The organism is Bradyrhizobium sp. GW821-FHT13H06, assembly GCF_058803975.1.
Genome location: NZ_JBXAPN010000002.1, coordinates 391172 through 418117 on the forward strand (window position 1 = coordinate 391172; position 26946 = coordinate 418117).

Annotated in this window: 28 protein-coding genes; 21 read left to right on the forward strand and 7 right to left on the reverse strand. The window is 65.0% G+C overall.

All coding sequences use genetic code 11. The annotated features are described in order from the left end of the window. Positions 1 to 34 precede the first annotated feature (34 nt). A complete protein-coding gene (locus tag AC1RQP_RS08685; protein ID WP_492936621.1) occupies positions 35 to 1240 on the reverse strand; it encodes an LLM class flavin-dependent oxidoreductase in 1206 nt (401 codons plus the stop codon). Positions 1241 to 1499: 259 nt separating this feature from the next. Between AC1RQP_RS08685 and napE the strand changes: the two genes are divergently transcribed. The 11 genes from napE to AC1RQP_RS08740 all read left to right on the forward strand — a co-directional run bounded on the left by napE (position 1500) and on the right by AC1RQP_RS08740 (position 10451). Continuing rightward, a complete protein-coding gene (gene napE / locus AC1RQP_RS08690; RefSeq protein ID WP_239626939.1) occupies positions 1500 to 1682 on the forward strand; it encodes a periplasmic nitrate reductase, NapE protein in 183 nt (60 codons plus the stop codon). Positions 1683 to 1708: 26 nt separating this feature from the next. Continuing rightward, positions 1709 to 2038, forward strand: a complete 330-nt coding sequence (locus tag AC1RQP_RS08695) for a chaperone NapD (RefSeq protein ID WP_239626941.1) — start codon at positions 1709 to 1711, stop codon at positions 2036 to 2038. A 16-nt stretch (positions 2039 to 2054) separates the two neighbouring features. Continuing rightward, positions 2055 to 4568, forward strand: coding sequence for a nitrate reductase catalytic subunit NapA (gene napA / locus AC1RQP_RS08700; RefSeq protein ID WP_492936622.1), 2514 nt, complete (start codon positions 2055 to 2057; stop codon positions 4566 to 4568). After that, on the forward strand, positions 4565 to 5035 hold the full coding sequence (locus AC1RQP_RS08705) for a nitrate reductase cytochrome c-type subunit (protein WP_239626943.1): 471 nt from the start codon (positions 4565 to 4567) through the stop codon (positions 5033 to 5035). The genes napA and AC1RQP_RS08705 overlap by 4 nt, the downstream gene beginning before the upstream one ends. Next, positions 5032 to 5673 carry a NapC/NirT family cytochrome c gene (locus tag AC1RQP_RS08710; protein ID WP_210337824.1) on the forward strand — a complete coding sequence of 214 codons (642 nt, stop codon included), beginning with the start codon at positions 5032 to 5034 and terminating at the stop codon, positions 5671 to 5673. The genes AC1RQP_RS08705 and AC1RQP_RS08710 overlap by 4 nt, the downstream gene beginning before the upstream one ends. Before the next feature lie 87 nt (positions 5674 to 5760). Beyond that, the gene (locus tag AC1RQP_RS08715) at positions 5761 to 6876 is read left to right on the forward strand and encodes an ATP-dependent DNA helicase (protein WP_492936623.1); all 1116 of its coding nucleotides are present in this window, start codon (positions 5761 to 5763) and stop codon (positions 6874 to 6876) included. A 101-nt stretch (positions 6877 to 6977) separates the two neighbouring features. After that, positions 6978 to 8333, forward strand: a complete 1356-nt coding sequence (locus AC1RQP_RS08720; RefSeq protein WP_492936624.1) for a twin-arginine translocation signal domain-containing protein — start codon at positions 6978 to 6980, stop codon at positions 8331 to 8333. Between the two features lie 195 nt (positions 8334 to 8528). Then, complete coding sequence (gene msrA / locus AC1RQP_RS08725) at positions 8529 to 9233, forward strand: peptide-methionine (S)-S-oxide reductase MsrA (protein WP_492936625.1); 705 nt, start codon at positions 8529 to 8531, stop codon at positions 9231 to 9233. Between the two features lie 24 nt (positions 9234 to 9257). Next, positions 9258 to 9677, forward strand: a complete 420-nt coding sequence (gene msrB / locus AC1RQP_RS08730) for a peptide-methionine (R)-S-oxide reductase MsrB (RefSeq protein ID WP_239626959.1) — start codon at positions 9258 to 9260, stop codon at positions 9675 to 9677. A 106-nt stretch (positions 9678 to 9783) separates the two neighbouring features. Continuing rightward, positions 9784 to 9948, forward strand: coding sequence for a DUF3309 family protein (locus tag AC1RQP_RS08735; RefSeq protein WP_239626961.1), 165 nt, complete (start codon positions 9784 to 9786; stop codon positions 9946 to 9948). 209 nt (positions 9949 to 10157) lie between these two features. Then, the gene (locus AC1RQP_RS08740) at positions 10158 to 10451 is read left to right on the forward strand and encodes a hypothetical protein (RefSeq protein ID WP_027560969.1); all 294 of its coding nucleotides are present in this window, start codon (positions 10158 to 10160) and stop codon (positions 10449 to 10451) included. A 215-nt stretch (positions 10452 to 10666) separates the two neighbouring features. Here the strand turns inward: AC1RQP_RS08740 and AC1RQP_RS08745 are convergent, their stop codons facing one another. Next, on the reverse strand, positions 10667 to 11209 hold the full coding sequence (locus AC1RQP_RS08745) for a DUF4112 domain-containing protein (protein WP_492936626.1): 543 nt from the start codon (positions 11207 to 11209) through the stop codon (positions 10667 to 10669). 58 nt (positions 11210 to 11267) lie between these two features. Further along, a complete protein-coding gene (locus AC1RQP_RS08750) occupies positions 11268 to 11693 on the reverse strand; it encodes a DUF5413 family protein (protein WP_061880775.1) in 426 nt (141 codons plus the stop codon). A 149-nt stretch (positions 11694 to 11842) separates the two neighbouring features. Here AC1RQP_RS08750 and AC1RQP_RS08755 point away from each other — a divergent pair, with 149 nt between their 5' ends. From AC1RQP_RS08755 to AC1RQP_RS08765, 3 genes are all read left to right on the forward strand, one after another. Further along, positions 11843 to 12088, forward strand: coding sequence for a hypothetical protein (locus tag AC1RQP_RS08755; protein WP_492936627.1), 246 nt, complete (start codon positions 11843 to 11845; stop codon positions 12086 to 12088). Positions 12089 to 12124: 36 nt separating this feature from the next. Then, entirely contained in the window at positions 12125 to 12355 is a 231-nt protein-coding gene (locus AC1RQP_RS08760; protein WP_492936628.1) for a hypothetical protein, read from the forward strand. A 248-nt stretch (positions 12356 to 12603) separates the two neighbouring features. Further along, positions 12604 to 12879, forward strand: coding sequence for a hypothetical protein (locus tag AC1RQP_RS08765; protein WP_210343535.1), 276 nt, complete (start codon positions 12604 to 12606; stop codon positions 12877 to 12879). Positions 12880 to 13087: 208 nt separating this feature from the next. Here the strand turns inward: AC1RQP_RS08765 and AC1RQP_RS08770 are convergent, their stop codons facing one another. Beyond that, the gene (locus tag AC1RQP_RS08770) at positions 13088 to 14683 is read right to left on the reverse strand and encodes a hypothetical protein (protein WP_492936629.1); all 1596 of its coding nucleotides are present in this window, start codon (positions 14681 to 14683) and stop codon (positions 13088 to 13090) included. A gap of 37 nt (positions 14684 to 14720) precedes the next feature. Further along, positions 14721 to 16013, reverse strand: coding sequence for an adenylosuccinate synthase (locus tag AC1RQP_RS08775; protein ID WP_492936630.1), 1293 nt, complete (start codon positions 16011 to 16013; stop codon positions 14721 to 14723). Between the two features lie 425 nt (positions 16014 to 16438). On the opposite strand from AC1RQP_RS08775, the gene AC1RQP_RS08780 reads away from it, so the two are divergent. After that, positions 16439 to 17371, forward strand: coding sequence for a DMT family transporter (locus tag AC1RQP_RS08780; protein WP_239626974.1), 933 nt, complete (start codon positions 16439 to 16441; stop codon positions 17369 to 17371). A gap of 181 nt (positions 17372 to 17552) precedes the next feature. Here the strand turns inward: AC1RQP_RS08780 and AC1RQP_RS08785 are convergent, their stop codons facing one another. Then, positions 17553 to 17942, reverse strand: coding sequence for a DUF1330 domain-containing protein (locus AC1RQP_RS08785; protein ID WP_492936631.1), 390 nt, complete (start codon positions 17940 to 17942; stop codon positions 17553 to 17555). Positions 17943 to 18047: 105 nt separating this feature from the next. Here AC1RQP_RS08785 and AC1RQP_RS08790 point away from each other — a divergent pair, with 105 nt between their 5' ends. Both AC1RQP_RS08790 and AC1RQP_RS08795 read left to right on the forward strand, forming a co-directional pair. Beyond that, positions 18048 to 18983 carry a DMT family transporter gene (locus AC1RQP_RS08790; protein ID WP_454643611.1) on the forward strand — a complete coding sequence of 312 codons (936 nt, stop codon included), beginning with the start codon at positions 18048 to 18050 and terminating at the stop codon, positions 18981 to 18983. Positions 18984 to 19186: 203 nt separating this feature from the next. After that, positions 19187 to 20164 carry a Bug family tripartite tricarboxylate transporter substrate binding protein gene (locus AC1RQP_RS08795; RefSeq protein ID WP_492936632.1) on the forward strand — a complete coding sequence of 326 codons (978 nt, stop codon included), beginning with the start codon at positions 19187 to 19189 and terminating at the stop codon, positions 20162 to 20164. A 257-nt stretch (positions 20165 to 20421) separates the two neighbouring features. Here the strand turns inward: AC1RQP_RS08795 and AC1RQP_RS08800 are convergent, their stop codons facing one another. Further along, on the reverse strand, positions 20422 to 22107 hold the full coding sequence (locus AC1RQP_RS08800; protein ID WP_492936633.1) for a methyl-accepting chemotaxis protein: 1686 nt from the start codon (positions 22105 to 22107) through the stop codon (positions 20422 to 20424). 259 nt (positions 22108 to 22366) lie between these two features. Between AC1RQP_RS08800 and AC1RQP_RS08805 the strand changes: the two genes are divergently transcribed. The 4 genes from AC1RQP_RS08805 to AC1RQP_RS08820 all read left to right on the forward strand — a co-directional run bounded on the left by AC1RQP_RS08805 (position 22367) and on the right by AC1RQP_RS08820 (position 26870). Next, a complete protein-coding gene (locus AC1RQP_RS08805) occupies positions 22367 to 23410 on the forward strand; it encodes a C-terminal binding protein (protein WP_239626983.1) in 1044 nt (347 codons plus the stop codon). Between the two features lie 86 nt (positions 23411 to 23496). Beyond that, positions 23497 to 24849, forward strand: coding sequence for an ABC transporter substrate-binding protein (locus AC1RQP_RS08810; protein ID WP_492936634.1), 1353 nt, complete (start codon positions 23497 to 23499; stop codon positions 24847 to 24849). A 175-nt stretch (positions 24850 to 25024) separates the two neighbouring features. Then, on the forward strand, positions 25025 to 25981 hold the full coding sequence (locus AC1RQP_RS08815) for a carbohydrate ABC transporter permease (protein ID WP_492936635.1): 957 nt from the start codon (positions 25025 to 25027) through the stop codon (positions 25979 to 25981). Beyond that, positions 25974 to 26870, forward strand: coding sequence for a carbohydrate ABC transporter permease (locus AC1RQP_RS08820; RefSeq protein ID WP_061880788.1), 897 nt, complete (start codon positions 25974 to 25976; stop codon positions 26868 to 26870). Before AC1RQP_RS08815 ends, AC1RQP_RS08820 begins: the two co-directional genes overlap by 8 nt. The last annotated feature ends 76 nt before the right edge of the window (positions 26871 to 26946 follow it).

Sequence of the window (26946 nt, forward strand, 5' to 3'; positions counted from 1 at the left end):
GCTGAGCCGGGGCCCATGCGGCCAGGTGCGAGCCCTACCCCGCCGCAGCCTTCGCCGGCGCGACGTTGATCGCGAGCTTGCCGTAGCGGTCCGTAAAAGCCTCCGTGTCGATCTCCTCCAGCTCGATCTCGCCGCTCATCACGCCTCGTTTCCATTCGGCCTGTGCCGGATCGTTCTGGAACTCCGGCATCACCTCGCGGCCGAACAGCTCCAGCGATTCGCAGATGTGCTCGTGGCTGTTCTTGCCGGCCTGGTTGAGCAGGATGACCTGGTCGATGTGCGAGGACTGGAAGCGCTTCAGCTTCCTGCGGATGGTCTCGGGCGAGCCGATCAGGCCGCCGCGCAAGCTCGCCTCCTGAGCTTCCGGATTGTCGCGCTTCCACTTGTTGTATTCGTCCCACATGTTGACGGTGTAGGGCGCGGGACGCTGGCGGTTCTGCGAGGCGCCGTAGAAGCGCAGCGCGAACTGGAAGAAGGTGGCCCCCTCGGCGCGCAAACGCGCCTCCTCGTCGGTCTTGGCGCACATGAAGAACGAGACCAGCGCCATGTTCGGATTGATCTCGTAATCGGCCAGCTTGTGCAGCCGCTTGGTCATCGCGTTGTAATAGGCGTGCACCCAGGCGTGCGCGGCATCGGCGCTGACGAACTGGAAACCGAGCGCGCCGAAGCCGTGGCGGCCGGCGCGCTCGATCGTCGGCAGCTGCGAGCACGCCATCCACAAGGGCGGGTGCGGCTTCTGCACCGGCTTCGGCACCACGTTGCGCAAGGGGATGTCGAAATACTTGCCGTGGTGCTCGCTGCCCGCATCCCTGAACATCGGGAAGATCGCGGCGACCGCCTCCTCGAACACCTCCTTCTTGGTCTCCATGTCGCGTCCGAACGGCGTCAGCTCGGTGATGGACGCGCTCTCGCCCATGCCGAATTCGCAGCGGCCGTTCGAGAGCAGGTCGAGCACCGCGACGCGTTCGGCGACACGCGCCGGATGGTTGGTGGTGAGCTGCAGGATGCCGTGGCCGAGCCTGATGTTCTTCGTGCGCTGGCTCGCTGCGGCCAGGAACGATTCCGGCGAGGGCGAGTGCGAATATTCCTCGAGGAAGTGATGCTCGACGACCCAGGCGTGGTCGTAGCCGAGACTGTCGGCGAGCTCCATCTGCGAGAGCGCGTTCTGGTAGAGCCTGAGCTCGTCGCCGGGCACCCAGGGCCGTGGCAGTTGCAGCTCGTAGAAGATGCCGAACTTCATGACGCCTCCCGTTTATTGTTATTGATCGCATCTTAGTGGGTGAGGCGGCGCTGTCTACGGAGCGGCAATTCCGTCGTGCGGGAGAACGATCCCACACCCGTGCATGGCATATCGCACCGCCGCGACGCAGCGCTGCGACATCCGCGCAAACCGGCGGATTGATCCAGATCAACGCCGCGAAGGCCCGATTGCATCAGAAGTGCAGCAAGGCAACGGCCCGGATGCCGTCCCAATCCCCACATTTCAGATGAGACCGAATATGTCGGCCCCAGACGACGCGACTTCGCGCGTGCGCCGCAAGCGCATGGAGATTTTCGCCTTCCTGTTCCTGACCGCGGTCGTGATGCCCGCCCTCGCGGTCGGAACCGTCGGCAGCTACGGGCTCGGGGTCTGGATCTACCAGATGTTTGCCGGCCCTCCCGGCCCGCCGTCCCGACATTGATTCCCCCGAAGCGAAAGACAGGCATCATGGCCCAAGCCGCCCCCCACAGAGCCACACTCAACCGACGAGCCTTGATCACCGGCCGGGTGCTCAGCGCCGATCGCATCATCCCGCCCCCGGGCGCCGAGATCGCCAGCATCCTGGTGCAGGCGCGTCCCGAACGTCTCGCCGAGCTCGAAGCCGAGATCACCGCGCTGCCCGGCTGCGAGATTTACGGCCGCGACGCGCGCGGCAAGCTCGTCGTCGTGACCGAAGCGCCCGACTCCGGCAGCCTCGGCACCCTGCTCAACACCATCCAGTCGCTGCCAAACGTCTATTCGGCGGCGCTGGTCTTCCACGCCATCGAAACCGCCTGAGTCAGGAAGAGCCATCATGACATCGCCCAAGCTCGACCGCCGCCAGATGCTGAAGTTGGAGGCGGCCGCGATCGCGGCGGCCGCCGCCGGCATGCCCGCTCCGGCGCTCGCCGCCAATCTCGTCGCCGAGCGGAACATCAGCGAAATGAAGTGGGACAAGGCCGCCTGCCGCTTCTGCGGCACCGGCTGCTCGGTGATGGTCGCGACCAAGGAGAACCGCGTCGTCGCCACCCATGGCGACACCAAGTCCGAGGTCAATCGCGGCCTCAACTGCGTCAAGGGCTACTTCCTCTCCAAGATCATGTACGGCCACGACCGCCTGATGCAGCCGCTGCTGCGCAAGACGAACGGCAAGTACGACAAGAACGGCGAGTTCACGCCCGTCACCTGGACCGAAGCCTTCGACATCATGGAACTGAAGTGGAAGGAGGCGATCAAGAAGCGCGGACCGAACGGCGTCGCCATGTTCGGCTCCGGCCAGTGGACGATCTGGGAAGGCTATGCCGCCTCCAAACTGTTCAAGGCCGGCTTCCGCACCAACAACATCGATCCCAATGCCCGCCACTGCATGGCCTCGGCGGTTGCCGGCATGATGCGCACTTTCGGCATCGACGAGCCCCCGGGCTGCTACGATGACATCGAGGCCACCGACGCCTTCGTGCTGTGGGGCTCCAACATGGCGGAGATGCATCCGATCCTGTGGACGCGCCTGGCCGACCGCCGGCTCTCTGCGCCGCATGTCCGCGTCGCCGTGCTCTCGACCTTCGAGCATCGCTCGTTCGACCTCGCCGACATCGGCATGGTGTTCAAGCCGCAGACCGATCTCTACATCCTCAACGCCATCGCCAACCACATCATCAAGACCGGGCGCGTCAACAAGGACTTCGTCGCCAAGCATACCGTGTTCAAGCGCGGCCAGACCGACATCGGCTACGGCCTGCGGCCCGAGCATCCGCTGCAGAAGAAGGCGACGGGCGCAGCGAAGCCCAACGACGCCACCGACATGAGCTATGACGAGTTCGTCAAGTTCGTCTCCGAGTACACGCTGGAGAAGGCCGCCGAAATGTCGGGCGTGCCGCTCAACCGTCTCGAAGCGCTCGCCGAGCTCTACGCCGATCCCAAGACGAAAGTGGTCTCGTTCTGGACCATGGGCTTCAACCAGCACACCCGCGGCGTCTGGTGCAACAACCTCGTCTATAACATCCACCTGCTGACCGGGAAGATCTCCGCGCCCGGCAACAGCCCGTTCTCGCTGACCGGCCAGCCCTCGGCCTGCGGCACCGCGCGCGAGGTCGGCACCTTCTCGCACCGCCTGCCCGCCGACATGGTCGTCACCAACAAGGCGCATCGCGATCACGCCGAGCACATCTGGCAGCTGCCCGAAGGCACCATTCCCGACAAGAACGGCGCCCACGCCGTGCTGCAGAGCCGGATGCTGAAGGACGGCCTGATCAACGCCTATTGGGTGCAGGTCAACAACAACCTGCAGGCCGGCCCCAACATCAACGAGGAAATCTATCCGGGCTTCCGCAACCCCGACAATTTCATCGTGGTCTCGGACGCCTATCCCTCGGTCACCGCGCTCGCCGCCGATCTGATCCTGCCCACCGCGATGTGGGTGGAGAAGGAAGGTGCCTATGGCAATGCCGAACGGCGCACCCAGTTCTGGCATCAGCTCGTCTCCGCGCCCGGTGAATCGAAATCCGACCTCTGGCAGCTCATGGAATTCTCCAAGCGCTTCAAGATCGAGGAGGTCTGGCCCGAGGAGCTGATCGCCAAGAAGCCCGACGTTCGCGGCAAGACGCTGTTCGACGTGCTCTACCGGAACGGCCAAGTCGACAAATTCCCTGTCACCGACATCGAGCCGGGCTATCTCAACGACGAGTCCAAGGCGTTCGACTTCTACGTGCACAAGGGCCTGTTCGAGGAATATGCCCAGTTCGGCCGCGGCCATGGCCACGACCTCGCGCCGTTCGACACCTATCACCGCGAGCGCGGCCTGCGCTGGCCGGTGGTCAACGGCCAGGAGACAAGGTGGCGTTTCCGCGAGGGCAGCGATCCCTACGTCAAGCAGGGCACCGACGTGCAGTTCTACGGCCATCCCGACGGCAAGGCGCGCATCTTCGCGCTGCCTTACGAGCCGCCGGCGGAATCGCCCGACAACGAATATCCCTACTGGCTCTCGACCGGCCGCGTGCTGGAGCACTGGCATTCCGGCACCATGACGCGCCGCGTGCCCGAGCTCTACAAGGCCTTCCCCGAGGCCGTCTGCTTCATGCATCCGGACGATGCCCAGGAAGCCAAGCTCCGCCGCGGGGATGAGGTGAAGGTGGTCTCCCGCCGCGGCTTCATCCGCGCCCGTGTCGAGACCCGCGGCCGCGACCGGCCGCCGCGCGGCCTCGTCTTCGTGCCGTGGTTCGACGAATCCAAGCTGATCAACAAGGTGACGCTGGACGCCACCGATCCCATCTCGCTGCAAACCGATTTCAAGAAATGCGCCGTGCGCATCGAGCGGGTGAACATGTCATGATGAAACGATCCGCAATCGCCCTGCTCGCCTTCGCGATCGCAGCCGGCGCGAGCTCGCTCACCGCGCAGACGGTGACGTCGGGCCTGCGCGGCCCGACCCCGCTCAACGACGAGGGCCCGGCGCCGCCGATGCTGCCGAACCGCAACACCTCCGAGAGGGAGGTGCGCAACTATCCGGAGCAGCCGCCTGTCATCCCGCACAGTATCGACGGCTACCAGGTCGACCTCAACGGCAACAAATGCCTGTCCTGCCATGCGCGGGCGCGCACCGCTGAATCGCAGGCACCCATGGTGTCGATCACGCATTTCATGGACCGCGACGGCCAGTTCCTGGGCTCGGTCTCGCCGCGACGCTTCTTCTGCACGGAGTGCCACGTGCCGCAGAACACCGCCAATCCGCCGGTCAGCAACGACTTCATCGACATCGACACGCTGCTGTCGCGCGCAAGCCCGGGTGGCCGCCGATGACGACGACCGCTGACGAGCCCGAAGTCAAACGCGGCTTCATCGCGCGGTGCTGGGTTTTCGCCCGCGAGCTCTGGCAGGTGCTGACCCGGCCGAGCTCCGTGTTCGCTCTCGGCACCCTGGTGCTGGCCGGGTTCGTCGCCGGCGTGATCTTCTGGGGCGGCTTCAACACCGCGCTGGAATTGACCAATACCGAGAAGTTCTGCACCGGCTGTCACGAGATGAAGGACAACGTCTACGCCGAGTTGAAGTCGACCATCCACTTCTCTAACCGCTCCGGCGTGCGCGCGACCTGCCCGGACTGCCACGTGCCGCACAACTGGACCGACAAGATCGCACGCAAGATGCAGGCCTCCAAGGAGGTCTGGGGCAAGATCTTCGGCACGATCGACACGAGGGAGAAATTCCAGGATCACCGCCTCGAATTGGCGGCGCACGAATGGGCGCGCTTCAAGGCCAACGATTCGCTGGAATGCCGCAACTGCCACAGCGCCGATTCCATGGACATCACCAAGCAATCGCCGCGGGCATCGGTCGCGCACCAGCGCTTCCTGTTCACCAAGGAAAAGACCTGCATCGACTGCCACAAGGGCATCGCCCACCAGCTGCCCGACATGCGCGGCGTTCCCGGCTGGCAGTAGGACCGGCAGTCCCGCTTGAACCGGCGGGGCGAATGGTTAGTTTTGGGGGATGGCGAATCGCCTCTTTCGCCCCTCCTCAAGACAGACATGGCCACTTTCACCCCGCATCAGGATGCCGCGCTCAAGGCCGTCGGCGACTGGCTCAAGGCCAAGCCGGGCCGCAACGGCACGCCGCCCGTGTTCCGCCTGTTCGGCTTTGCCGGCACCGGCAAGACCACGCTGGCGCGGCACATCGCCGACGGCGTCGATGGCGAGGTGAAGTTCGCCGCCTTCACCGGCAAGGCCGCGCTGGTGATGCGCAACAAGGGCTGCGACGACGCGTCCACCATCCACTCGCTGATCTACCGCGCCCGCGAATCCGGCGAGGAGCAACCGAGCTTCGAATTGTGGGACGACGCGCCGGCATCGAAGGCGAAGCTGATCGTGATCGACGAATGCTCGATGGTCGATGCCGAATTGGGGCGCGACCTGATGTCGTTCGACTGCCCGCTCCTGGTGCTGGGCGATCCCGCGCAGCTGCCGCCGATCCAGGGCGGCGGCTTCTTCACCAACACCACACCGGATGCGATGCTGACCGAGGTGCACCGCCAGGCCCAGGACGACCCGATCGTGCGGATGTCGATGGACGTCCGCGAGGGACGCGAGCTCGATATCGGCCGTTATGGCGAGAGCGAGGTGGTGTCGCGGAAAGAGCTCGATCCCGATCGCGTCATGGGCGCCGACCAGGTGCTGGTCGGCCGCAACAACACAAGGCGCGCCTACAACATGCGGGTGCGCCAGCGCCAGAACATCGAGGACGCCTTTCCCGTCGCCGGCGACAAGCTGGTGTGCCTGCGCAACAACCGCAAGAAGGGCCTGTTCAACGGCGGCCTGTGGCGCGTGAAGTCGCGCAATACCTCGCGCTCGAAATCGCGCATCCTCAGCATGCGGCTCTCGCCCGACGAGGATTTCGGCCACAAGGTGACGAAGGTCTCGGTGCGTGCCGATTGCTTCGAGGGCGGCATCGAGCAGATCGCCTGGGAGCAGCGCAAACCCTATGACGAGTTCGACTACGGCTACGTGCTGACCGTGCACAAGTCGCAGGGCTCGCAATGGGACGACGTCGTGCTGTTCGACGAGAGCTTTGCGTTTCAGGAGTCCAGGGCCCGGTGGCTCTATACCGGCATCACGCGGGCGGCGAAGCGGCTCAGCGTGGTGGTGTAGAACTCGCCGATCTCCGGGTGAGCGGCTTCACCGAGATGCATTCACTGCCCGCTAGGCTTTGCGATGTATCCGTACGAAAACCGCATTGCAGTGGAGCGAAGATGGCGCGCGCAACAAGGCCTGAGCATCCCCATACCGATCTCGATGGTCTCACGGCGAGCCGTCGGGACTTCCTGAAATCGGCGAGCGCGGCAGCCGGTTCGCTCGCGCTGTCGATCACTGCTCCAGGGATTGCCCTTGCGGCGTCCGGCGGATCGGTGCGAATCTCGAAGGAGCGGCTCAATACGCTGGCGGCAAAATTCTATGCCGTCTTCAACGAAGGCAATATTCTGCCGGCGAGCTTTGCCGACAAATATGCGGCGCGCCATGACGTGGAGCTGAGGCGCATCGTCACCTTCACGCGCATCCCGGAGACGGGAGAACGCGTCAAGGTCAGCGGCCTGCTTGCCGTCCCGGCCGGCGCGCGCGGCGCTGTTCCGGTGTTGTCATGGCAGCACGGCACGATCCTGTCGTTCGACCAGGTCCCCTCGAACCTGCTGCGGCTGGAGGACGAGACATACGAGCTGCGCGACAACGTCGATTCGATCGAGACCTTGTTCAACGTGCAGCGCTTCGCCGGCAACGGCTACGCGGTCGTCGCGGCCGATTATGTCGGCAAGGGCCCCTATCGCAATGGCCGGAGCGAAGCCTATGCCGTGAAGGGCGCGACCGTGCAATGCTGCCTCGACATCTTGAAGGCGGGGCTGCTCGAGCTGCGGATACTGGGCCTGCGCCAGTCCTCCCTGTTCCTGAACGGTTGGTCGCAGGGCGCCCTGAACACGCAGTGGCTGAAGCAGGAGATGCAGCGCCGCGGCATCAAGGTGCGTGCGACCGCGACACAGAGTCCGTTCAACAATCTCGCCGAGAGCTTTCACTACTGGGCGAACCCCGCCGCTTTTATTCCGGCTTCGGACAGCTCGTATCCGATGCCGCCGGCCTGGATCACGCCCTGCATGATCGTCCTGCTCGGCAGCTATCGGCGCTATTACGGGCTGAACGGCTTGTTCAAGACGGCGATCAAGCCGCAGTATCAGGCGTTCGCGGAGACGTACTGGTCCGACTACAGCCTCGAAGGCGAGATCGCGAAGAGGATTCCTCCCGCCGGCGATTTCCTCGTCGATGGCTTCTTCGATCGCTTCACCAGCGATGCGAACAGCGCCCTCCAGCGCCGCCTCGGCGCCAACAGCGCGACCTTCTGGGATTATGATTCCCCGATCAGATTCTATTACGGGCTGGCCGACGAGGCTTTGCATCCACGCCTGGTGCGGCCCGCAATCGCCGCCGGCGGACATTTCGCGGAGGGCGTTCCGGTCAAGGGCGCAAGCCATCGCGACACGTTCCTGTCGAGCCTCTATGGCGAGGCGGACGTCCTGAGCGGACGGTCGACCGCGTTCGACTGGTTCAATTCGCTGGCGTGAGCGGGCGCGAGCAAGCGTGGCGTGCTGACGTCGCCCGCGCCGCCGGGCGATCGCGCCGTCACGATCTCGTGTCCGCCCCGGCGTAACAATCGGCGGCTGCGTCCGTATCTCGGATGATACGAAAACGCGGCCGAGCGGGCTGTTCGCCTGCTGCCGGCCGCCCTAGACTGTCAGCCCTTCCGAAAGAGGATTGCCATGCGCCGAACCGCCATCGCCTCCCTGCTCGCCGCAACCACCGCCCTGACGCTGGCTTTCACGATGCCGTCCCGGGCCGCGGAGGATGCGGTCGTGATCCCCGCCCCCACCGTAGACGCTGCGCCCGCGAACGGCATCCAGACCGCCGTCCTCGCCGGCGGCTGCTTCTGGGGCGTGCAGGGCGTCTTCCAGCACACCGCGGGCGTCGTCAACGCGGTCTCCGGCTATGCCGGCGGCACCAAGGCGACCGCCGACTACCAGACCGTCTCGAGCGGGCGCACCGACCACGCCGAGTCGGTCGAGATCAAGTACGACCCGAGGAAGATCTCCTACGGCAAGATCCTTCAGATCTACTTCTCGGTGGTGCACGACCCGACCCAGCTCAACCGCCAGGGCCCGGACGTCGGCCCGCAATATCGCTCGGCGATCTTCACCACCTCCGACGAGCAGAAGAAGGTGGCCGAGGCCTACATCGCCCAGCTCAACGCGACCAAGGTCTTCAAAAAGCCGATCGTGACCAAGCTCGGCGCGCTCGAGGCGTTCTATCCGGCGGAGGCCTATCACCAGGACTATCTGACGCTGCACCCGAACCAGCCCTACATCGCCTATAACGACATCCCGAAGGTCGAGAACCTGAAAAAGCTGTTCGCGGACAACTACATTGAGAAGCCGACGCTGGTGAATGCCAGCAAGGCCACCAACTGATCGCAAGAGAGAAACGGGAGACCCATGCCCGACACCAAGACGAAGATCACGGACGACAAGGTCATCAAGAGCGAAGAGCAGTGGCGGCGCGAATTGACGCCGATGCAGTACGCGGTGCTGCGTGAGAAGGCGACCGAGCGTCCCTTCTCGGGCGAATATGAGCACGACGAGCGCGCCGGCACCTATGTCTGCGCCGGCTGCGGCAATGTGCTGTTCGCGTCCGACGCCAAGTTCGATTCCGGCTGTGGCTGGCCGAGCTTCACCCAGCCCGCGGTCGAGAGCCATATCGACGAGGAGCGGGATACGAGTCACGGCATGATCCGCACCGAGGTGCTCTGCTCCAAATGCAGCGGTCATCTCGGCCATGTCTTCCCCGACGGCCCCGGGCCGACCGGCTTGCGCTATTGCATCAATTCCGCGGCGCTGAAGCTCGAGCCCAAATAACCTTGGGCGCTGCCGGGTTCCCCGGTGGAACCCGGCGGTGTGATGTGCTTTTCTTCCTTGGCGGTGCGGCCGATCAGCGCATTCGGCGGCCGCCAGGGAGGATGCCATGACGCTTGGGACCATCCTGATCATCCTGGTGATCATCTATCTGCTCGGCGGCCTGTCCGGCCGGTTCGGCGGCTACGGCTATGGTCTGGGCCATTCCGGCATGGGCATCGGCGGGGTCGTGCTGGTGGTACTGGTCGTGCTGCTGCTTCTTGGCAAGATGTAAACCATCTAAGTTATTGAAATAATTCAATTTATTTCGCTCGCGGAGCTGCCATGCGTGGATTCATCATCTCGCGTCGCAGGGGTCGCATTTCTGTCAAATCGGCCTATATTAGTGGACGAGAATGACATGCGGCGGGCCCGCCTGGCGGCTCCTGCCCTCCCCAACCCCACGCGCTTAAAGCCCCAGAGAAGATCACGAGGTCTTTGACCATGCGTCCACTGCGTCCGTTCAACTTCAACACCTCCGCCGAACTCTTTCCCGCCGCGATCCGCAAGAAGAAGCGCGCAGGTTTCACCTATCGCCGGTTCGGCACCGCGGCCGAGGCCGTGCAGTTCGCTATGGAGCAGTTGCCGACGGATTCGCTGAACGGCGCCTATCTCCAGGTCGAGGAAGCCCGCTTCGACCAGAACGGCATCCGCTCGCTGTACGAGAGCGAAGCCTTCCCGCTGCCCCGTCGGCCCAAGCCCGCGCCGGCCGCGGAGACCGACGCCGACGCGGCGTAAGCTTTTCGCAAGCCTCCGATGTGCGCAGAAAGCGCGATGGCCGAAAGGCCGTCGCGCTTTTTGCGTTTGGGGCTTTCATGCTTCCACAGCGTCATGGCCGGGCTTGTCCCGGCCATCCACGCCTCGCGCCGCGGCACAAAGAACGTGGATGCCCGGGACAAGCCCGGGCATGACGACCGTTCGAGCATATGCATCAATTGCGGAGAGGAGCGATCCTACATCCGCGGCTGCTTCTCCAGCCAGCGGCGGAGCAGGCGCACGTTGCGCATGTTGGCACGGAACATCACGTCGAAGGCGTCGCCCGCGAACGGCACCAGGCCGACCACGCCGTCGAGCGCGACATTGCCGAGCATGCGCCCGGTGATGTACCAGGGCGCGCCCAGCGCGCGGGCCTCGCGCACCAGCCACAACGAAATCGCGGTCGTGATGATGTCGCCGACGACGGGGATCAGGCCGATCAGCCCGTCGATGCCGTAGCGGATGTTGGTGCCGGGCAGGACGAAGGCGACGTCGAGCAGCTTCGCGATCGCCTCGATACGCGCGATCCGCTGCTCGCGCGTCAGGTTGCCGAACGGACTCCCTTGCCCGAACTCGAAGCGAAACTCGCGAAATCCCTGCTCCAGGCTCTCGGGCCTGATCTCGTGGCCTTCCTGGTCGATGATCGGCCCGCGCGCCTCCTTGCCGGAAAAGGGCGCACGCGAGCTGCTCCCCGTACGGGATCTGCGAGGAGCAAGGATGTCATCGTCGGACATGGTCATGGTCTCTGGACAACGCGCCGCGGCGACGGAGGTTGCCGCCGCGATCGAATGCCGCGCGTCAGGTCGGCGCCGCCGCTGCCTGCGGCTCCTCGACATAGCGATGCACGAGCCAGGATGAAATCGCCGCCGGCACGAATCCGACGAGGCCATACAGGATGAACTGCACCGCGCCCGAATCCGGCCCGCGCGAGCTGTAGGTGAGCGACGCCAGGACGAAGGCGAACAGGCCGACCAGGAGCATCCGCAGGCCCGGACCGATCCGGCGGATATGGATCAGGATGTCGTCGACCGCGCCGATCATCAGCGCGGGCAGGAAGCCGAACAGATAGCTGTATTGCAGGGTCTTGAAGAACACCGCGAACAGCTTGCCGACCTCGCCGAGGCTGGTCTGGGCCCAATAGCCGGACTGATAGGTCGTCGTCAGCAGCAGCAGGAACCCGCCCACGAACGGGCCGACCAGCGCAAACACCAGATAGCGTTTCATCAAATACCCTCATCCTTCGCCAATATTATAGCAGCGCAGCGGGAACCTTGAACAGCGGGGCGCCCGGGGTCCTCACCCGAGCGGAACAAGTGGCAAGGCGACGAGTTCATGCTGGACCTGAACTTGACCCTGGCAGATTGGAGCCGCCGATGTCCCCTCAACTCGTTCTGGCGACAATCATGCTGCTGGCAGCCCTGGGCGGCCTCTCAAGTGTCCCCGCATTCGCCCAAGGCCACATGGGCACGCCGCAGGAGCAGAAGGCCTGCTCGCGGGATGCATCGCGCTTCTGCCGCAAGGAGCTCGGCAACGACATGGCCGTGCAGGGCTGCCTGCAGGCCAACCGCGCCAAGCTGTCGCGCGCTTGCAGCAAGGTCTTTCAGAGCCACGGCATGTGAGGATCGGAACCCATCCCGCGAACGGAGAGTGATGCCATGTTGCGCGACGAACAACTCTCGATCCTGCGGGACATCAGCCAATCCGTTGCCTTTGCCGACGAGCGGCAGGGCAAGGTCGGGCAATTGATCGCCGACGGCTACGTGATGAAGGACGGCGATCTGTTCGAGCTCACGGCGAAGGGCGTCACCGCCGTCGAGGAACACGCTGCCGCTCTCGGCGTGAGCGATGCGGAACAAACGGGCGCATCCTCCGATCGGCTGATCTGATCGCGCGCGACGTGACTCGCGCGCAACAATTGCGAATTCCTTTGCGCCGGCCATTGCAGCCGCGTGCCAATGGCGCATACTTCGCTCGGGCGGCGCAGCACTTTCGATTCGAGCATCAAGAAATCGAGCGACCACATGCGGGACCAGAGTTCCCGGCGTGAAGGCTGTGACGTACGGCAGATCAAGCCGCGTGCGGCGCCCCAAGAACCAAGTGGCTCAAGCCCTAGGGAAATCGGGGACCCATCCGCATGACACGCCATCAGACGATCGCTTCGCTCTTTGCTTTCGCCGTCACCAGCCTCGCACTCCAGACATCACCTGGCCTCGCCTTCTCGTCCGAAGCACAGCAGATGTGCTCGGGCGACGCGATGCGGCTGTGCTCCAGCGAGATCCCGGACATTCCACGGATCACCGCCTGCATGGTAAGGAACAAGTCGCAGGTCAGCCCCGGCTGCCGCGCCGTAATGGACCGCGAGCACGCCGCCGCCGCGGCATCGCGCAAGCGCGAAGCGGCGGCGCGGTAAAACGGTTCAATTTCGACTAGGTCACTGACCGCGAGACGGCTTGCTTCACCTCTCCCGTAGGGAGAGGTCGGAGCGCATCGATAGATGCGATCCGGGTGAGGGGTTGCGGTCTCACAAGATGATGCGGCCCCTCACCCGGATTGCACCGGACGATGCTTCGCATCGCCGAGGCAATCCGACCTCTCCCCGTTGGGGAGAGGTGAAGAGCTCAGTCGCCCCATTGCGCGAAGGCGTCGTTGAAGGCGCGCTCGCCGGGGGCGCCCTTCTCGATGGCGATGATGGCGCGGCGCTGGTTCGCGTAGACCAGGGGCACGTCGAACCAGGAGCGCTCCTTCAGGAGCTGGACGTTGCGGGCGCGATCGGCATCGACGTTGGAGAGGCCGACCAGGAAGAAGCCGTCGGTGACCTTGACCGCGAGGCCTGCGAGCGGCGTGCCGCGCGCCTGCTCGTTCGACTTCATCAGGATGCCGGGCACGTTGGAGACGCTGCCGCCCGGAAAATCCGGCGGCAGGATGAAGGTCAGCTCCGCGGTGTGGCTCGCCGGCAGCGAGGAGTCGGTGTTGCGGCGGAACGACATCGTCATCTTGAACTTGCGGTCGGGGATCTCGATGTCGGCGCGCACGGCGACGTCGGCCTTCTGGTTGCCCGAGGCCTTGATCGGCTCGAGCCGCCAGACCACCGAGCCGACATATTGCTTGCCCTTCGGATCGGACGGATCCTCGTCATAGAGCACGACCTTCTGCGCCACCGGCGCGACAGGCTGGTCGCTGGCCGAGGGCTGGCCGACGCGATCCGGAATCTTCGGCTTGCTCTGCGGTTGCGCCGGGCTCGGCGTCTCCGCGACCTGAGTCGCGGACGGTTTGAGAAAGCCGTTGACGATCTGAACGGCCTGCTTGCCCCAAAGGATGCCGGCGCCGACCAGGATCAGAACGATGCCAACGGCGATCGCGCTCTTGAACGGAAATGCCGAGCCGGTGCGGACGCGCTTCTTGGCCTCGCGCTCGGGCGCGGCGCGCGGACGCGGCGACGGCGGCGCGTAGCGCTCGGCCTCCTCGATCGCTTCATCGTAGGAATAGGGCGCCTCGGACTCGGCGGTGCGGTTTTCCAGGCTCGGCTCCAGCCGGTCGAATTCCGGCGAGGGCGAGGGCACGTTGGCATAGGTGCGGCGCGCGGCGCGGCTGGCCTGCGCGGCTGCGCCGCCGAGATCGTTGGCATCGGCCGTGATGTCGCGGAAGCCGCGCACGCCCGGTGCTGGCGGCAGCGGCGGCGGGGGTCCGACGTCGGGCGGACGGCGCGCCCCCGCGCGATCGCGCCCGGCGGGCGGCGGCTCCGGCGGCGGCGGGGGGGCGGACGGTCCCGGCGGGCGCGGGGCGTCGAAACGGGGAGCGCGGGGCGGGCGCGGGGCCTCGCCCTGCTCATCGACGCTGATTGACGGGCGGTCGGCCCGCGGCGGCGTCGGGGCCGGTCGCGTGCGCGGCGGAGCCGGCTGAGATGCGGGAGCGTTACCCTCGCCGGCGCGGGCGCTGGCCCGGCGGAAGGCATCACCGCTGCTACGGGCACCACCACCCGGGCGAGAGGCCTCGCGGGCACGCTGGGCGGCCTCCGATTCGACCTTGCGAACGGCCTCTTCCAGCGACAGCCGTTCGCGCGTGATCTCGGATTCGGAAAGCGGCGGCTGCACGCTCCGCAGCTGCGCGATCAGGGCCGTGCGTGCCCTCTCATAGAGCGCGCGACGGCTTTCGCCGGGAGCGTTGGGGTCCAAGGCGGCAATAGCACGGGCGATCAGCGGATAGTAATCAGCCATTTCTACTCAACTATACGCGCGTCCCGGTAAGATATCGTTAAGCCTCAAACGGATTTTGCACGAGGATAGTATCTTCGCGTTCGGGGCTGGTGGAAAGCAGCGCGACCGGGCACCCCACCAATTCCTCGATCCGCCGGACATATTTGATGGCCTGAGCGGGCAGGTCGGCCCAGGACCGCGCGCTGGCGGTCGGCTCCTTCCAGCCCTCGATGGTCTCGTAGATCGGCTCGACCCGGGCCTGGGCGCCCTCGCCGGCCGGGAAATGGTCGATCTCCTTGCCGTCGAGCCTGTAGCCGGTGCAGACCTCGATCGAATCGAAGCCGTCGAGGATGTCGAGCTTGGTCAGCGCGAGGCCGTTGATGCCGCAGGTCCGGACCGCCTGGCGGACCAGCACGGCGTCGAACCAGCCGCAGCGGCGCGGACGGCCGGTATTGGTGCCGAACTCGCGGCCGCGTTCGCCGATCTTGCGGCCGATCTCGTTGTCCTGCTCGGTCGGGAACGGGCCCTGCCCGACGCGGGTCGTGTAGGCCTTGCACAGGCCGAGCACGTAGCCGACCGCGCCCGGCCCGAGGCCGGCGCCGGTCGCGGCCTGCGCCGCCACCGTGTTGGACGAGGTGACGTAAGGATAGGTGCCGTGGTCGACGTCGAGCAGCGCGCCTTGTGCGCCCTCGAACAGCATGCGCTTGCCTTCGCGCCGCTTGATGTCGAGCAGCCGCCACACCGTCTCGGCATAGGGCAGCAGCTGCGGCGCCAGCGCGGTCAGTTCCGTCAGGATCTCCTTGCCGTCGAACTCCGGCAGATTGAGCCCGCGGCGCAATGCGTTGTGGTGGGCAAGAAGCCGGTCGATCTTGTGCGGGAGCGTGTCGAGGTCGGCGAGGTCCATCAGGCGGATGGCGCGGCGACCGACCTTGTCCTCATAGGCAGGCCCGATGCCGCGACGGGTGGTGCCGATCGCTGTCGCGGCGCTGGCGGATTCGCGGTGCGCATCGAGTTCGCGGTGCAGCGGCAGGATCAGCGTGACGTTCTCGGCGACGCGCAGATTGTCCGGAGAGACCGCAACGCCCTGCGCCCTGAGCTTGGTGACCTCGTCGAGGAAGGCGGAGGGATCGAACACCACGCCGTTGCCGATCACCGACAGCTTGCCCTCGCGCAGCACGCCGGAGGGCAGCAGCGCGAGCTTGTAGGTCTTGCCGTTGATCACCAGCGTGTGGCCGGCGTTATGACCGCCCTGGAAGCGGACGACGATATCCGCCTGCTCCGACAACCAGTCGACGATCTTGCCCTTCCCTTCGTCGCCCCACTGGGCGCCGACGACGACAACATTGGCCATGCGCGGGTAATCCTTCGAAGATTTCTCTGTAAGTGGCATGATCCGAACGGAAAACCGGGATCCACTTTTCCGGGATCATGCCTGCGCCCAGCCCAATTCCCGGCCGAGGCCGTTCGCACGCGAGGCAGCCCAACCGGATAAAGGAAGCAGCCCCTCTAGGCAAGCAAGAACGGGGCTTTTTTCAGGCTCAACGCGCACTCCAAGCCTTTGATATCCCCCGAAAATCCAGAAACCTTCCGGGCCGGCGCGATGGCTTCGACCAAAGCGCGAGAGGCCGCCTTCGCCGCTGCATGGTCGCGATGCGTCCGCGCCCCATTGATGCAACCTCGATTTCCGTGTCTTTGGACAGCGCCGGGTGATCAGCCGGCCCGGGTCTCGCCGGGCCGGAGGCTTCGGCGTATTCCACGCGGGGCCCCAACAGCCACATGTCCGCCACCGGCCACACCACGAGCGCGGAAACATCCGGACACAGCTGGATCGCCAACCAGCCTTATCTGCTGCTCAGCATTACCGCGCTGTGCTGGGCCGGCAACGCCATCGTCGGACGGCTCGCCGCCGGCCACATTCCGCCGGTCACGCTGTCGTTCCTGCGCTGGTTCTTCGCCTTCCTGCTGGTCCTGCCGTTTGCCTTCAAGCACCTCGTGCAGGACTGGCCGGCGATCCGCGGCAAGCTCGGCCTGATGATCACGCTCTCGGTCACCGGCATCGGCGCCTTCAACACGCTGCAATATTGGGCGCTGGAGCATACCCAGGCGCTCAATACGCTGCTGCTGCAATCGGCCGCGCCGCTGCTCGTGGCGCTGTGGTCGCTGGTCATTCTCGGCATCCGGCTCACCGCGGCGCAGGCCTTCGGTGTGCTGCTGTCGATGTGCGGCGTGCTGACCATCCTGCTCCATGGCGATTTCACCACGCTGTCGAACATCGACTTCAACAAGGGCGACCTGATCTTCCTCCTCGCGCTCCTGATCTTCGCGCTCTATTCGGTGCTGACGCTGAAGCGGCCGCCGATGCACGGCCTCTCGTTCCTCGCCTTCACCTTCGGCTGCGGCGCCGCCTGTCTCATTCCGCTGGAGATCTGGGAACTGTCCGCACGCCCGGTCATGAAGCTCGACGGGCCGAACCTGCTGACCCTGTTCTACGTCGCCGTTTTCCCCTCGGCGCTCGCCTATCTCTGCTTCAATCGCGGCGTGCGCCTGATCGGCGCCAACCGCGCCGCGCCGTTCTTCCATGTCGTGCCCGTGTTCGGTTCGATCATGGCAATGGCGTTTCTGGGCGAACACCCGCAGGCGTTCCACTTCATCGGCTTCGCCCTGGTGCTGGCGGGCGTGTTCGCAGCGTCAAGGAAGCAGGCGACATAGCTCTTCCTTCTCCCCTTGTGGGAGAAGGTGGCGCGAAGCGCCGGATGAGGGGTATCCACACGCACATTCCAATGAGAGTTGGACTCGCACAGAGAAACCCCTCACCCGTCTCGCCGCTTCGCGGCGAGCCACCCTCTCCCACAAGGGGAGTGGGGAAGAAGCGCGCCGCGCGACGGACAGCCTACCTCACCTTGAACTTGCTGTAGGCTTCGCTGGTGGCGATGATGACATGCTCGGCGCAGCCGTTGACGCGATGCGGATCGGCCTCGCGCTCGTAAGCCTCCGACGTCATCATGTCGAGGAAGGCCGCGACCGTCGGATAATAGACCAGCGCCACAAAGTCCCATTCGTTGCCGTCGTGCGGACCGAGCGCGACCGTCTTGGCCTCGCCGGTCCAGAGCAGCGTGCCGCCGCGTGCCCTGATCATCGGCACCGTGATCGCGCTGTAGCGAAGATAAGCATCCCAGCCGGACCCGTCGCCGTCGCGCGAACGCGCATGGAAACGCATCAGGTTCAGCATCACCACCGGCGCCTGCGCATCGAGTTGCTCCAGGCCCTCAATGTTCAACATATTGACCGCCAATGGCACCTCCTCGGGTCATGCCTGCATTGTAGCATTGCGGCTCTGTGACTTGTGTCACAACGACAAACCGGCGCAAGCTCGCATGCAACGCCAATGACGACCGCTTCGCCCGCGCCACCGGCCTCGAATCCGGCCAGCTGGCTCAACAACCAGCCTTATCTGCTGCTCAGCCTGACCTCGCTGTTCTGGGCCGGCAACATCGTGCTCGCACGCCATGTCGGCGCGCATGTGCCGCCGCTGACGGTGACCACGATCCGCTGGTACGGTGTGTTCCTGATCCTGTTGCCGTTCGCCTGGCCGCATCTGAAGCGCGACTGGCCCGCCCTGCGCAGGAGCCTGCCGCTGATGCTGTTCCTGTCGCTGGTGGGCTTTGCCTTCAACAACGCGATCTCGTACTGGGCGATGCAATACACCGAGGCGCTGAACGCGCTCTTGATCCAGTCGGCAGGCCCCCTGTTCGTGGCGCTGTGGTCGCTGGTGCTGTTCGGCGTGCGGCTGACGGGCGCGCAGCTCGGCGGCATCGCGATCTCGCTTCTCGGCGTGCTGATCATCATCCTCCGCGGCGATCTCGCCGCGCTCAAGAGCATCAGCTTCAACAGGGGCGACATCATGTTCGCCTCGTCGCTGGTGGCGTTCGGCATCTACTCCGCCTTCATCCCGCGGCGGCCGAAGATCCATCAGCTCTCCTTCCTGTCCTTCACCACCTGCTGCGGCGCGACGATGCTGCTGCCGACGGCGATCTGGGAGGCCGCCAGCGGCCGCGTGCTGCAATTCGACCTGATCACGCTGGCGACGCTGGGCTACATCCTGATCTTTCCCTCCACCCTCGCCTACCTCTTCTTCAACCGCGGGGTGGCGCTGATCGGGCCGAACCGGGCGGCGCCGTTCTTCCATCTGGTGCCGGTGTTCGGCTCGGCGATGGCGATCCTGCTGCTGGGCGAAAAGCTGCAAGCGTTTCACCTGATCGGCTACGTGCTGGTGCTCGCCGGCGTCGTGATCGCATCGCGCCAGGGCTCGGCAGTGAAGTAATTCCGCGTGACGGACGTGAGCGCTCTCGCGTCCCGGACAAGCGAAGCGCAGACCCGGGACCCAGTTCGCCGCAGCATGGCCCGGCTCTGCAGCGCATCACTTCGTGCTGCGCAGCGTCCGGGGCACGAGACAAACTCCCGTCTTCCGATTTCAACGTAGAGACGCTAGGTTCCCCGCCAACGAAAAAGAGGGAACGACCAAATATGATTTCAGCGTTGATTCGAAACCTGCGGACCGTCGGCGCGGCCGTACTTTGCCTCGCCGCAACATCCGCGGCTCAGGCCGACAACTATCCGAGCCGCAACATCACGCTGGTGCTGCCGTTCGCGGCCGGCAGCGGCACCGACACCACGACGCGTCTGATCTCGCAGCATCTGTCGCAGGCGCTCGGCGTCGGCATCGTGATCGAGAACAAGGCCGGCGCCAACGGCATGCTCGCGGCGACCTATGTCGCGAAGGCCGCTCCCGACGGCTACACGCTGCTGGTGACGACCAACACCACGCATTCCGCCAATCCCTATCTGCTCAAGAGCCTCACCTACGATCCGGTCAAGGATTTCACCCCGATCGCGCGCACCGGCGACCTGCCGTTCATGCTGGTCATCAATCCGGAAGTGCCGGCCAAGTCCGTCGCCGAGCTCGTCGCCTACGGCAAGGCCAATCCGGGCAAGCTGAGCTACGCTTCGGGCTCGTCGTCGGCGATCGTTTCGGGCGCGACCTTCGCGCACAATGCCGGGCTCGACCTCCTGCACGTGCCCTACAAGAGCTCGCCGCCGGCGCTCAACGACGTCATGGGCGGTCGCGTCTCGATGATGTTCGTGGACATCCTGACCGGCCTGCCCCACGTCAACGGCAACGCCCTGCGCGCGCTCGCCGTCACCACCAAGGATCGCTCGCCGCTGGTGCCGCACCTGCCTTCGATGCAGGAGGCCGGCGTGCCCGACTTCGACATCTCGTCCTGGCAGGGCTATTTCGGGCCGGCCGGCATGCCGAAGGAGATCGTGACCCGGCTCAACACCGAGATCAGGAAGATCGTCGAGAATCCGGAGATCAAGGCCAAGCTCGCCACGCTCGGCATGGACGCGTTCTCGGGGACGCCGGAACAGCTCGGCACGTTCGTGAACGAGCAGCTCGTGCTGTGGGAGAAGCTGATCACGAACGCGAAGATCGAGAAGCAGTAGAGTCCACGGCACGGCTCTCGCAGGGTGGGCAAAGCGTAGCGTGCCCACCGACATCTCGACGAGCTCAAAAAGAAGAGGTGGGCACGACGCTTCGCGTCTTTGCCCACCGTACGAGTTCAGCGTACTCCGCATTCTCCGTCATGGCCGGGCTTGTCCCGGCCATCCACGGATATCCGCGCGCGGTGCCCGAGAACGTGGATGCCCGGGACAAGCCCGGGCATGACGTCGGAGTTGATGGCAAGGCTCTCGTGTTGAGCTTACGCCGTGCGCACCTTGGCGAGGAAGCCGTCCACCGCGCTGCGCAGCGCGCCGGACTGGCTGTCCAGCTCGCGGGCGTTGGTGAGCACGTCGGTTGCCGCCGTGCCGGTTGCTTCCGCAGCCGAGGTGACGCTGCCGATATTGGCGTTGATCTCGTTCGATCCGGCCGCGACCGACTGGATGTTGCGGGCGATTTCGCGGGTCGCCTCGCCCTGCTGCTCGATCGATGCGGAAATGCCCGCGGTGATCTCGCTCATCTCGGCGATGGTCTGGGTGATGCCGGAGATGGCCGTGACCGCGTCGCTGGTCGAGGTCTGCATCGCCGCGACCTGCGCGGAGATCTCCTCGGTCGCCTTCGCCGTCTGGTTGGCGAGCGCCTTGACTTCGGAGGCGACGACCGCGAATCCGCGGCCGGAATCACCGGCACGTGCCGCCTCGATGGTGGCATTAAGCGCGAGCAGGTTGGTCTGCGCGGCGATCGAATGGATCAGCTTGACGACTTCGCCGATCTTCTCGGCGCCGGTCGAGAGCACCTGCACGGTGGCGTTGGTGCGCTCGGCGTCGCTGACGGCGCGGCTCGCGACCTCGGTCGAGCGGGTGACCTGGCGGGAGATTTCCGCAACCGAGCTCGACAGCTCTTCGGCGGCCGCCGCGACCGTGCCGACATTGCCGGAGGCCTTTTGCGAGGCAGCGCCGACCGTCGCGGCACGCGAGGAGGCGTCGCTGGCGGTTGCCGTCATCGACTGCGCCGTCGTCTGCATGCCGGCGGCGGCCGAGGAGACCGAGCGGACGATGCCGTTGACGCTGCGTTCGAAGTCGTTGGCGATCTCCTCCATCGCGCTGCGACGTTCCGCCGCGGCGCGCTCCTTGGCATCGGCCTCGGTCTTCTCGAGGGCGCGGATGCGAACCGCGTTGTCCTTGAAGATCTGCACGGTCGAGGCCATCGCGCCGACCTCGTCGCCGCGGCCGACGCCCGGAATGTCGCCCTCGAGCTTGCCGTCGGCGAGGTCCTTCATGCGGGCGCCGAGCAGCGCCAGCGGGCTGCTGATGCCGCGACCGATCAGCCAGGCGACGCCGCCGGCAACGATGACGATGCCGAGCATTGCAATGCCGAGCATCCAGTAGACCGGCCCCATCTTGGCATCGATGTCGTCGAGATAGGCGCCGGTGCCGAGATACATGTCGAGACCAGGCACCGCGACCGCGTAACCGATCTTGCGGATCGGCTTCTCCTGACCGGGCTTCATATATTCATAATGCAGCAGGATCGACCCGTTGGCCTTGACGCCGTCCATCAGCTCGACGGACAGCCTGCGGCCGTTGGTCATGACGTCCATGCGGTTCGCGCCGATCACCTTCGGATCGGGCGCGAGCTGGGTGATGCCGTCGTATGAGGTGCCGAACAGGTAGCCGGCGCCGTTGTCGTAGGTCATCGCGTTGCCGTAGCGGCGAAGCTCGGCCATCGCCGCGTCCTTCGTCATCTCGCCGGCGTCGACGCGCTTCTTGAGCGCGGCAGCATAGTTGCGCGCCATCTCCACGATCGCCTTGGCTTGGTCGATGCGTGCGCTCACCATCTCCTGCTTCATCAGGTAGCCGGCGAGGACGCCGGAGAAGCAGAGCCCCAACAGCGTGACGCCGACGAGAATGCCGAGCTTCGGGGCGATCTTCAGATTACTCAATTTCACGGTTTGGCTCCGGCAATGATGGGATACGGGCGCGCGACGAGAACGACTAAAATCGAATCAACTTTTAGTGCGGGAGCCCTTAGCAACTTACTTACGTGCCTCCGTAGAAACCCTGACGCAGTCGCCGGAAACGGCAGATTTATCTCCCCCGACAACCGTGAATTGTACGCGACGGCATCGATTTCGCGTAAAAGACGCACAGGCCTGCCCGCGGAGGCGGGTCACAACAAGAACCGACAAACCAAATCGGGAGCGGAAAATGCCGAAATACAGGGTGGTGACGCCGAAGGGTGCGAGCTTCACCGTCGCGGGCAGCGATTACTCCTATGAGCGCGAGGCGCTCGATCCGATCGATGCCGAGATCGTCGAGGCGCCCGCCGACGAGGCCGGGTTCATCGCCGCCGCGAAGAATGCCGACGCCATCTACGCCAAGGGCATCCCGATCACCAAGTCGATCATCGACACGCTCGAGAGCTGCAAGGTCATCACCCTCGGCTCGGTCGGCGTCGACAGTGTCGACGTCAAGGCCGCCACCGCGCGCGGCATTCCCGTCACCAACATCCCCGACACCTTCATCGAGGAGGTCGCCGACCACGCCATGATGCTGCTGCTCGCGGGCTTCCGTCGCCTGGTCGAGCAGGACAGGATGGTGCGCAGCGGCCGCTGGGCCGAGGGCCGGCCGGCGCTGCTCAAGATCCCGAGGCTGATGGGCCAGACGCTCGGCTTCATCTCGTTCGGCCGCGTGGCGCGTGCAGTTGCGAAGCGCGCGGCGCCGTTCGGCCTGCGCATGATGGCCTATGATCCGTTCATCCAGGAAACCCTGATGTACGACCACGGCGTGATCCCGGCGACGCTGAACGAGGTGTTGTCGCAATCCGACTTTGTGTCGATGCACGCACCGGCCCGCCCCGAGGTGCATCACATGCTGACGGAGAAGCATTTTCGGCAGATGAAGAAGGGTTCGATCTTCATCAACACGGGTCGCGGCGCCACCGTGGACGAGGAGAGCCTGATCAAGGCATTGCAAGAGGGCTGGATCGCGCACGCCGCCCTCGACGTTCTGGAGAAGGAACCGCCCTCGCACAACAATCCGCTGCTCGGCATGGAGAACGTGACCCTGACCGCCCATGTGGCGTCGGCCTCGGCACGGTTTGACGAGGCACGCAAGCGCCGCGTGGGCTACGAATTGTCACTGGTGCTTCAGGGCATGTGGCCGGTAAGCTGCGTCAATCCGTCGGTGCTGCAGAACACCGCGCTCCGCCGCTGGCAGCCCGTCAGCATGGACCGGGGACCGAACAGCTAGGCGGGCGGCGTAGAACGCGCCGACGACCGAAACGGCCCTTCACCGGCGATCAACGCCGGGAAGGGAGACATCATAGGGAGGAACCGATGAGGAACGACATCACACGTCGTGACGCCTTGGCGCTGGGCCTGTCCGCTGCAACGCTCGCAGCCACCGGTGCTGCAGCGCAAACACAGTCGTCGACGATCAAGGCCGCCGACGTGCCGGCACCCAAGCGCGACATCGAAAAGGGCGCATCCTTGCGCATGCTGCGCCCGGTACGCTTCGTCCAGGCCGACGAGGACGTGTTCCGCGCCAACGCGGCGAAGTTCACCAAGGAGACCGGGGTCGAGGTCAAGGTCGACTTCGTCGGCTGGGAAGACATCAACCAGCAGACCGCCGTGACCGCCAATTCCGGCGCCGGTCCCGACATCATCATCGGCTTCTCGGATGCGCCGCACATCTACATCGACAAGCTGATCGAGCTGACCGACGTCGCCGACTATGTCGGCAAGCGGTATGGCGGCTGGCTGCCGCTGGCGCAACGCTATGGCAAGAAGAACAAGAGCGACGCCTGGATCGGACTACCGTTCGGTGCCACCGCGGGCCCCCTGATCTACCGCAAGTCGATCCTGCAATCGGTCGGCTTCGACAAGGTGCCGGAAGACCATGCCGGGATTCTCGACCTGTGCCAGAAGCTGCACAAGGCCGGCAAACCGGCCGGCTTCGCGCTCGGCAACGCCAAGGGCGACGGCAACGGCTTCGCAAACTGGGCGCTATGGTCGCACAACGGCTCCCTGCTCGACGAGGAAGGCAACGTCGTCATCAACAGCAAGGAGACGATCGCCGCGCTGAACTGGGTCAAGCAGCTCTATCCGACCTTCATCGCCGGCACGCCGTCGTGGAACGACGTCAGCAACAACCGCGCCTACTCCTCGCAGGAGATCTCGCTGACCGCCAACGGCGTCTCGCTGTATTTCTCGCTGAAGAACGACCCGGCAACCAAGGCGATTGCCGAGGACAGCGAGCATCAGCTGCTGCCCAAGGGGGTTGCAAAGATCTCGCCCATGGCCGGCCTGACCCTGAACGCCATGGCGTTCAAGCACAGCCAGTACCCCAACGCCGCCAAAGCCTTCCTGCAATACATGCTGGAAAAGGACCAGTACGAGCCGTGGCTCAATGCCAACTCCGGCTACTGGTCCCAGCCGCTGGCCGCCTATGCCGAGGCTGCCGTGTGGTCGCAGGATCCCAAGGTGAAGCTGTTCAAGGACACCATGAACAGCACCTATTACGACGGCTACAAGGGCCCGATCTCGACGGCGACGGGTGCCGTCAGCGCCGACTACGTGCTGATCCAGATGTTCGCGTCCGTCGCAACCGGCGCTGCCACTCCGGAGGCCGCCGCAGCAGAGGCCGAGCAGCGCTGCAAGCGGTACTTCCGGCGGCAAGCCGCGAAGTAACGTCCCGATAATGCGGCCGTCATTGCGAGGAGCAATGACGAGCCGTCATTCCGGGATGGTGCGCAAGCACCAGACCTCAGGTGCGCAAATGCGCACCGGGAAATCTCGAGATTCCGGGTTCGATGCTGCGCATCGCCCCGGAATGAGCTTGGAGCCCTGAAGAGACAAAGGTCCGATGTCCGTAACCGCTCTTTCAACGCACAGCGCGCTGGCCCGGCAGCCGAACTGGATCGTGCGATTGTTCGACTACAAGCCGTTCCTGATCGTGATGTGCCTCGCGCCCGCGATCGGGCTGCTCACCGTGTTCCTGACCTATCCGCTCGGACTCGGCATCTGGCTCGCCTTCACCGACACCACGATCGGCCGGCGCGGCACCTATGTCGGCCTGGAAAACTTCCAGTATCTGCTCACCGATCCCTTGTGGTGGAACGCAGTGTTCTACAGCGTGCTCTATACGGGAGTCGCGACCTTCGGGAAGTTCGCGCTCGGCTTCTGGCTGGCGCTCCTGCTCAACAACCATTTTCCGTTCAAGAGCCTCTTGCGTGCGATCATCCTGCTGCCGTGGATCGTGCCGACGGTGCTCTCGGCGCTGGCGTTCTGGTGGATCTACGATCCGCAGTTCTCGATCATTTCGTATCTTTTGGTCGACGTGCTGCACTGGCGGTCGAGCAATATCGACTTCCTCGGCTCGCCCTGGCCGGCGCGCTTCTCGCTGATCGCCGCCAACATCTGGCGCGGCATTCCCTTCGTCGCGATCTCGCTGCTGGCGGGCCTGCAGACCATCTCGCCCTCGCTCTACGAGGCCGCGATGCTCGACGGAGCCAGCGCCTGGCAGCGCTTCCGCTACATCACCTTCCCGATGATGATGCCGATCCTCGCCATCGTCATGACCTTCTCGATCATCTTCACCTTCACCGACTTCCAGCTGGTCTACGCCATCACCCGCGGCGGCCCGGTGAACTCGACGCATCTGCTGGCGACGCTGGCCTTCCAGCGCGGCATCGCCGGCGGCGAGCTCGGCGAAGGCGCGGCGATCGCGGTTTCGATGATCCCGTTCCTGGTGTTCGCGACGCTGTTCTCCTATTTCGGCCTGGCGCGCCGCAAATGGCAGCAGGGAGAGGCCAATGACTGACACCGTCGCGCAACCGACCGCGGACGCCAAAGCCGCGCCCGACACCATGGCCTGGGATTCCGGGCTGCGGCGGCTGATGATGATCTACCTGCCGCTCGGCTGCTTCGTGCTGATCCTCTTGTTTCCGTTCTACTGGATGGCGATCACCTCGTTCAAGCCGAACGCGGAGCTGATGAACTACAAGGACAACAACCCGTTCTGGATCTCCTCGCCGACGCTCGCCCACATCAAGCACCTGCTGTTCAACACCGCCTATCCGCGCTGGCTGACGACGACGATGCTGGTCGCGGTCGGCTCGACCACGCTATCGCTGATCGCGAGCACGCTGGCCGCCTACGCCATCGAACGGCTGCGCTTCCGCGGCAGCCCCTATGTCGGCCTCGGCATCTATCTCGCCTATCTGGTGCCGCCGTCGATCCTGTTCATTCCGCTCGCCACCGTCGTGGTGCAGTTCGGCCTGTTCGACTCGCCGCTTGCCCTGATCCTGGTCTATCCGACCTTCCTGGTGCCGTTCTGCACCTGGCTCCTGATCGGCTATTTCAAGTCGATCCCCTACGAGCTCGAGGAATGCGCGCTGGTGGACGGCGCGACACGGCTCCAGATCCTGCGGCGGATCACGCTCCCGCTCGCGGTGCCCGGCCTGATCTCGGCCGGCATCTTCTCCTTCACGCTGTCCTGGAACGAGTTCATCTACGCGCTCGCCTTCATCCAGAGCGGCGCCAACAAGACCGTTCCGGTCGCGATCCTGACCGAGCTCGTCACCGGCGACGTCTACCAGTGGGGCGCGCTGATGGCGGGATCGCTGCTCGGCTCGCTGCCGGTCGCGATCTTCTACTCGCTGTTCGTGGATTACTACGTCTCGTCGCTGACCGGTGCGGTGAAGGAATAGACGGCGGCTTCGCGCGAGCGATCGTGCGATCGTGATAGACCGCTCCACTGTTTCGGCCCCACCTGCCACGCGGAAG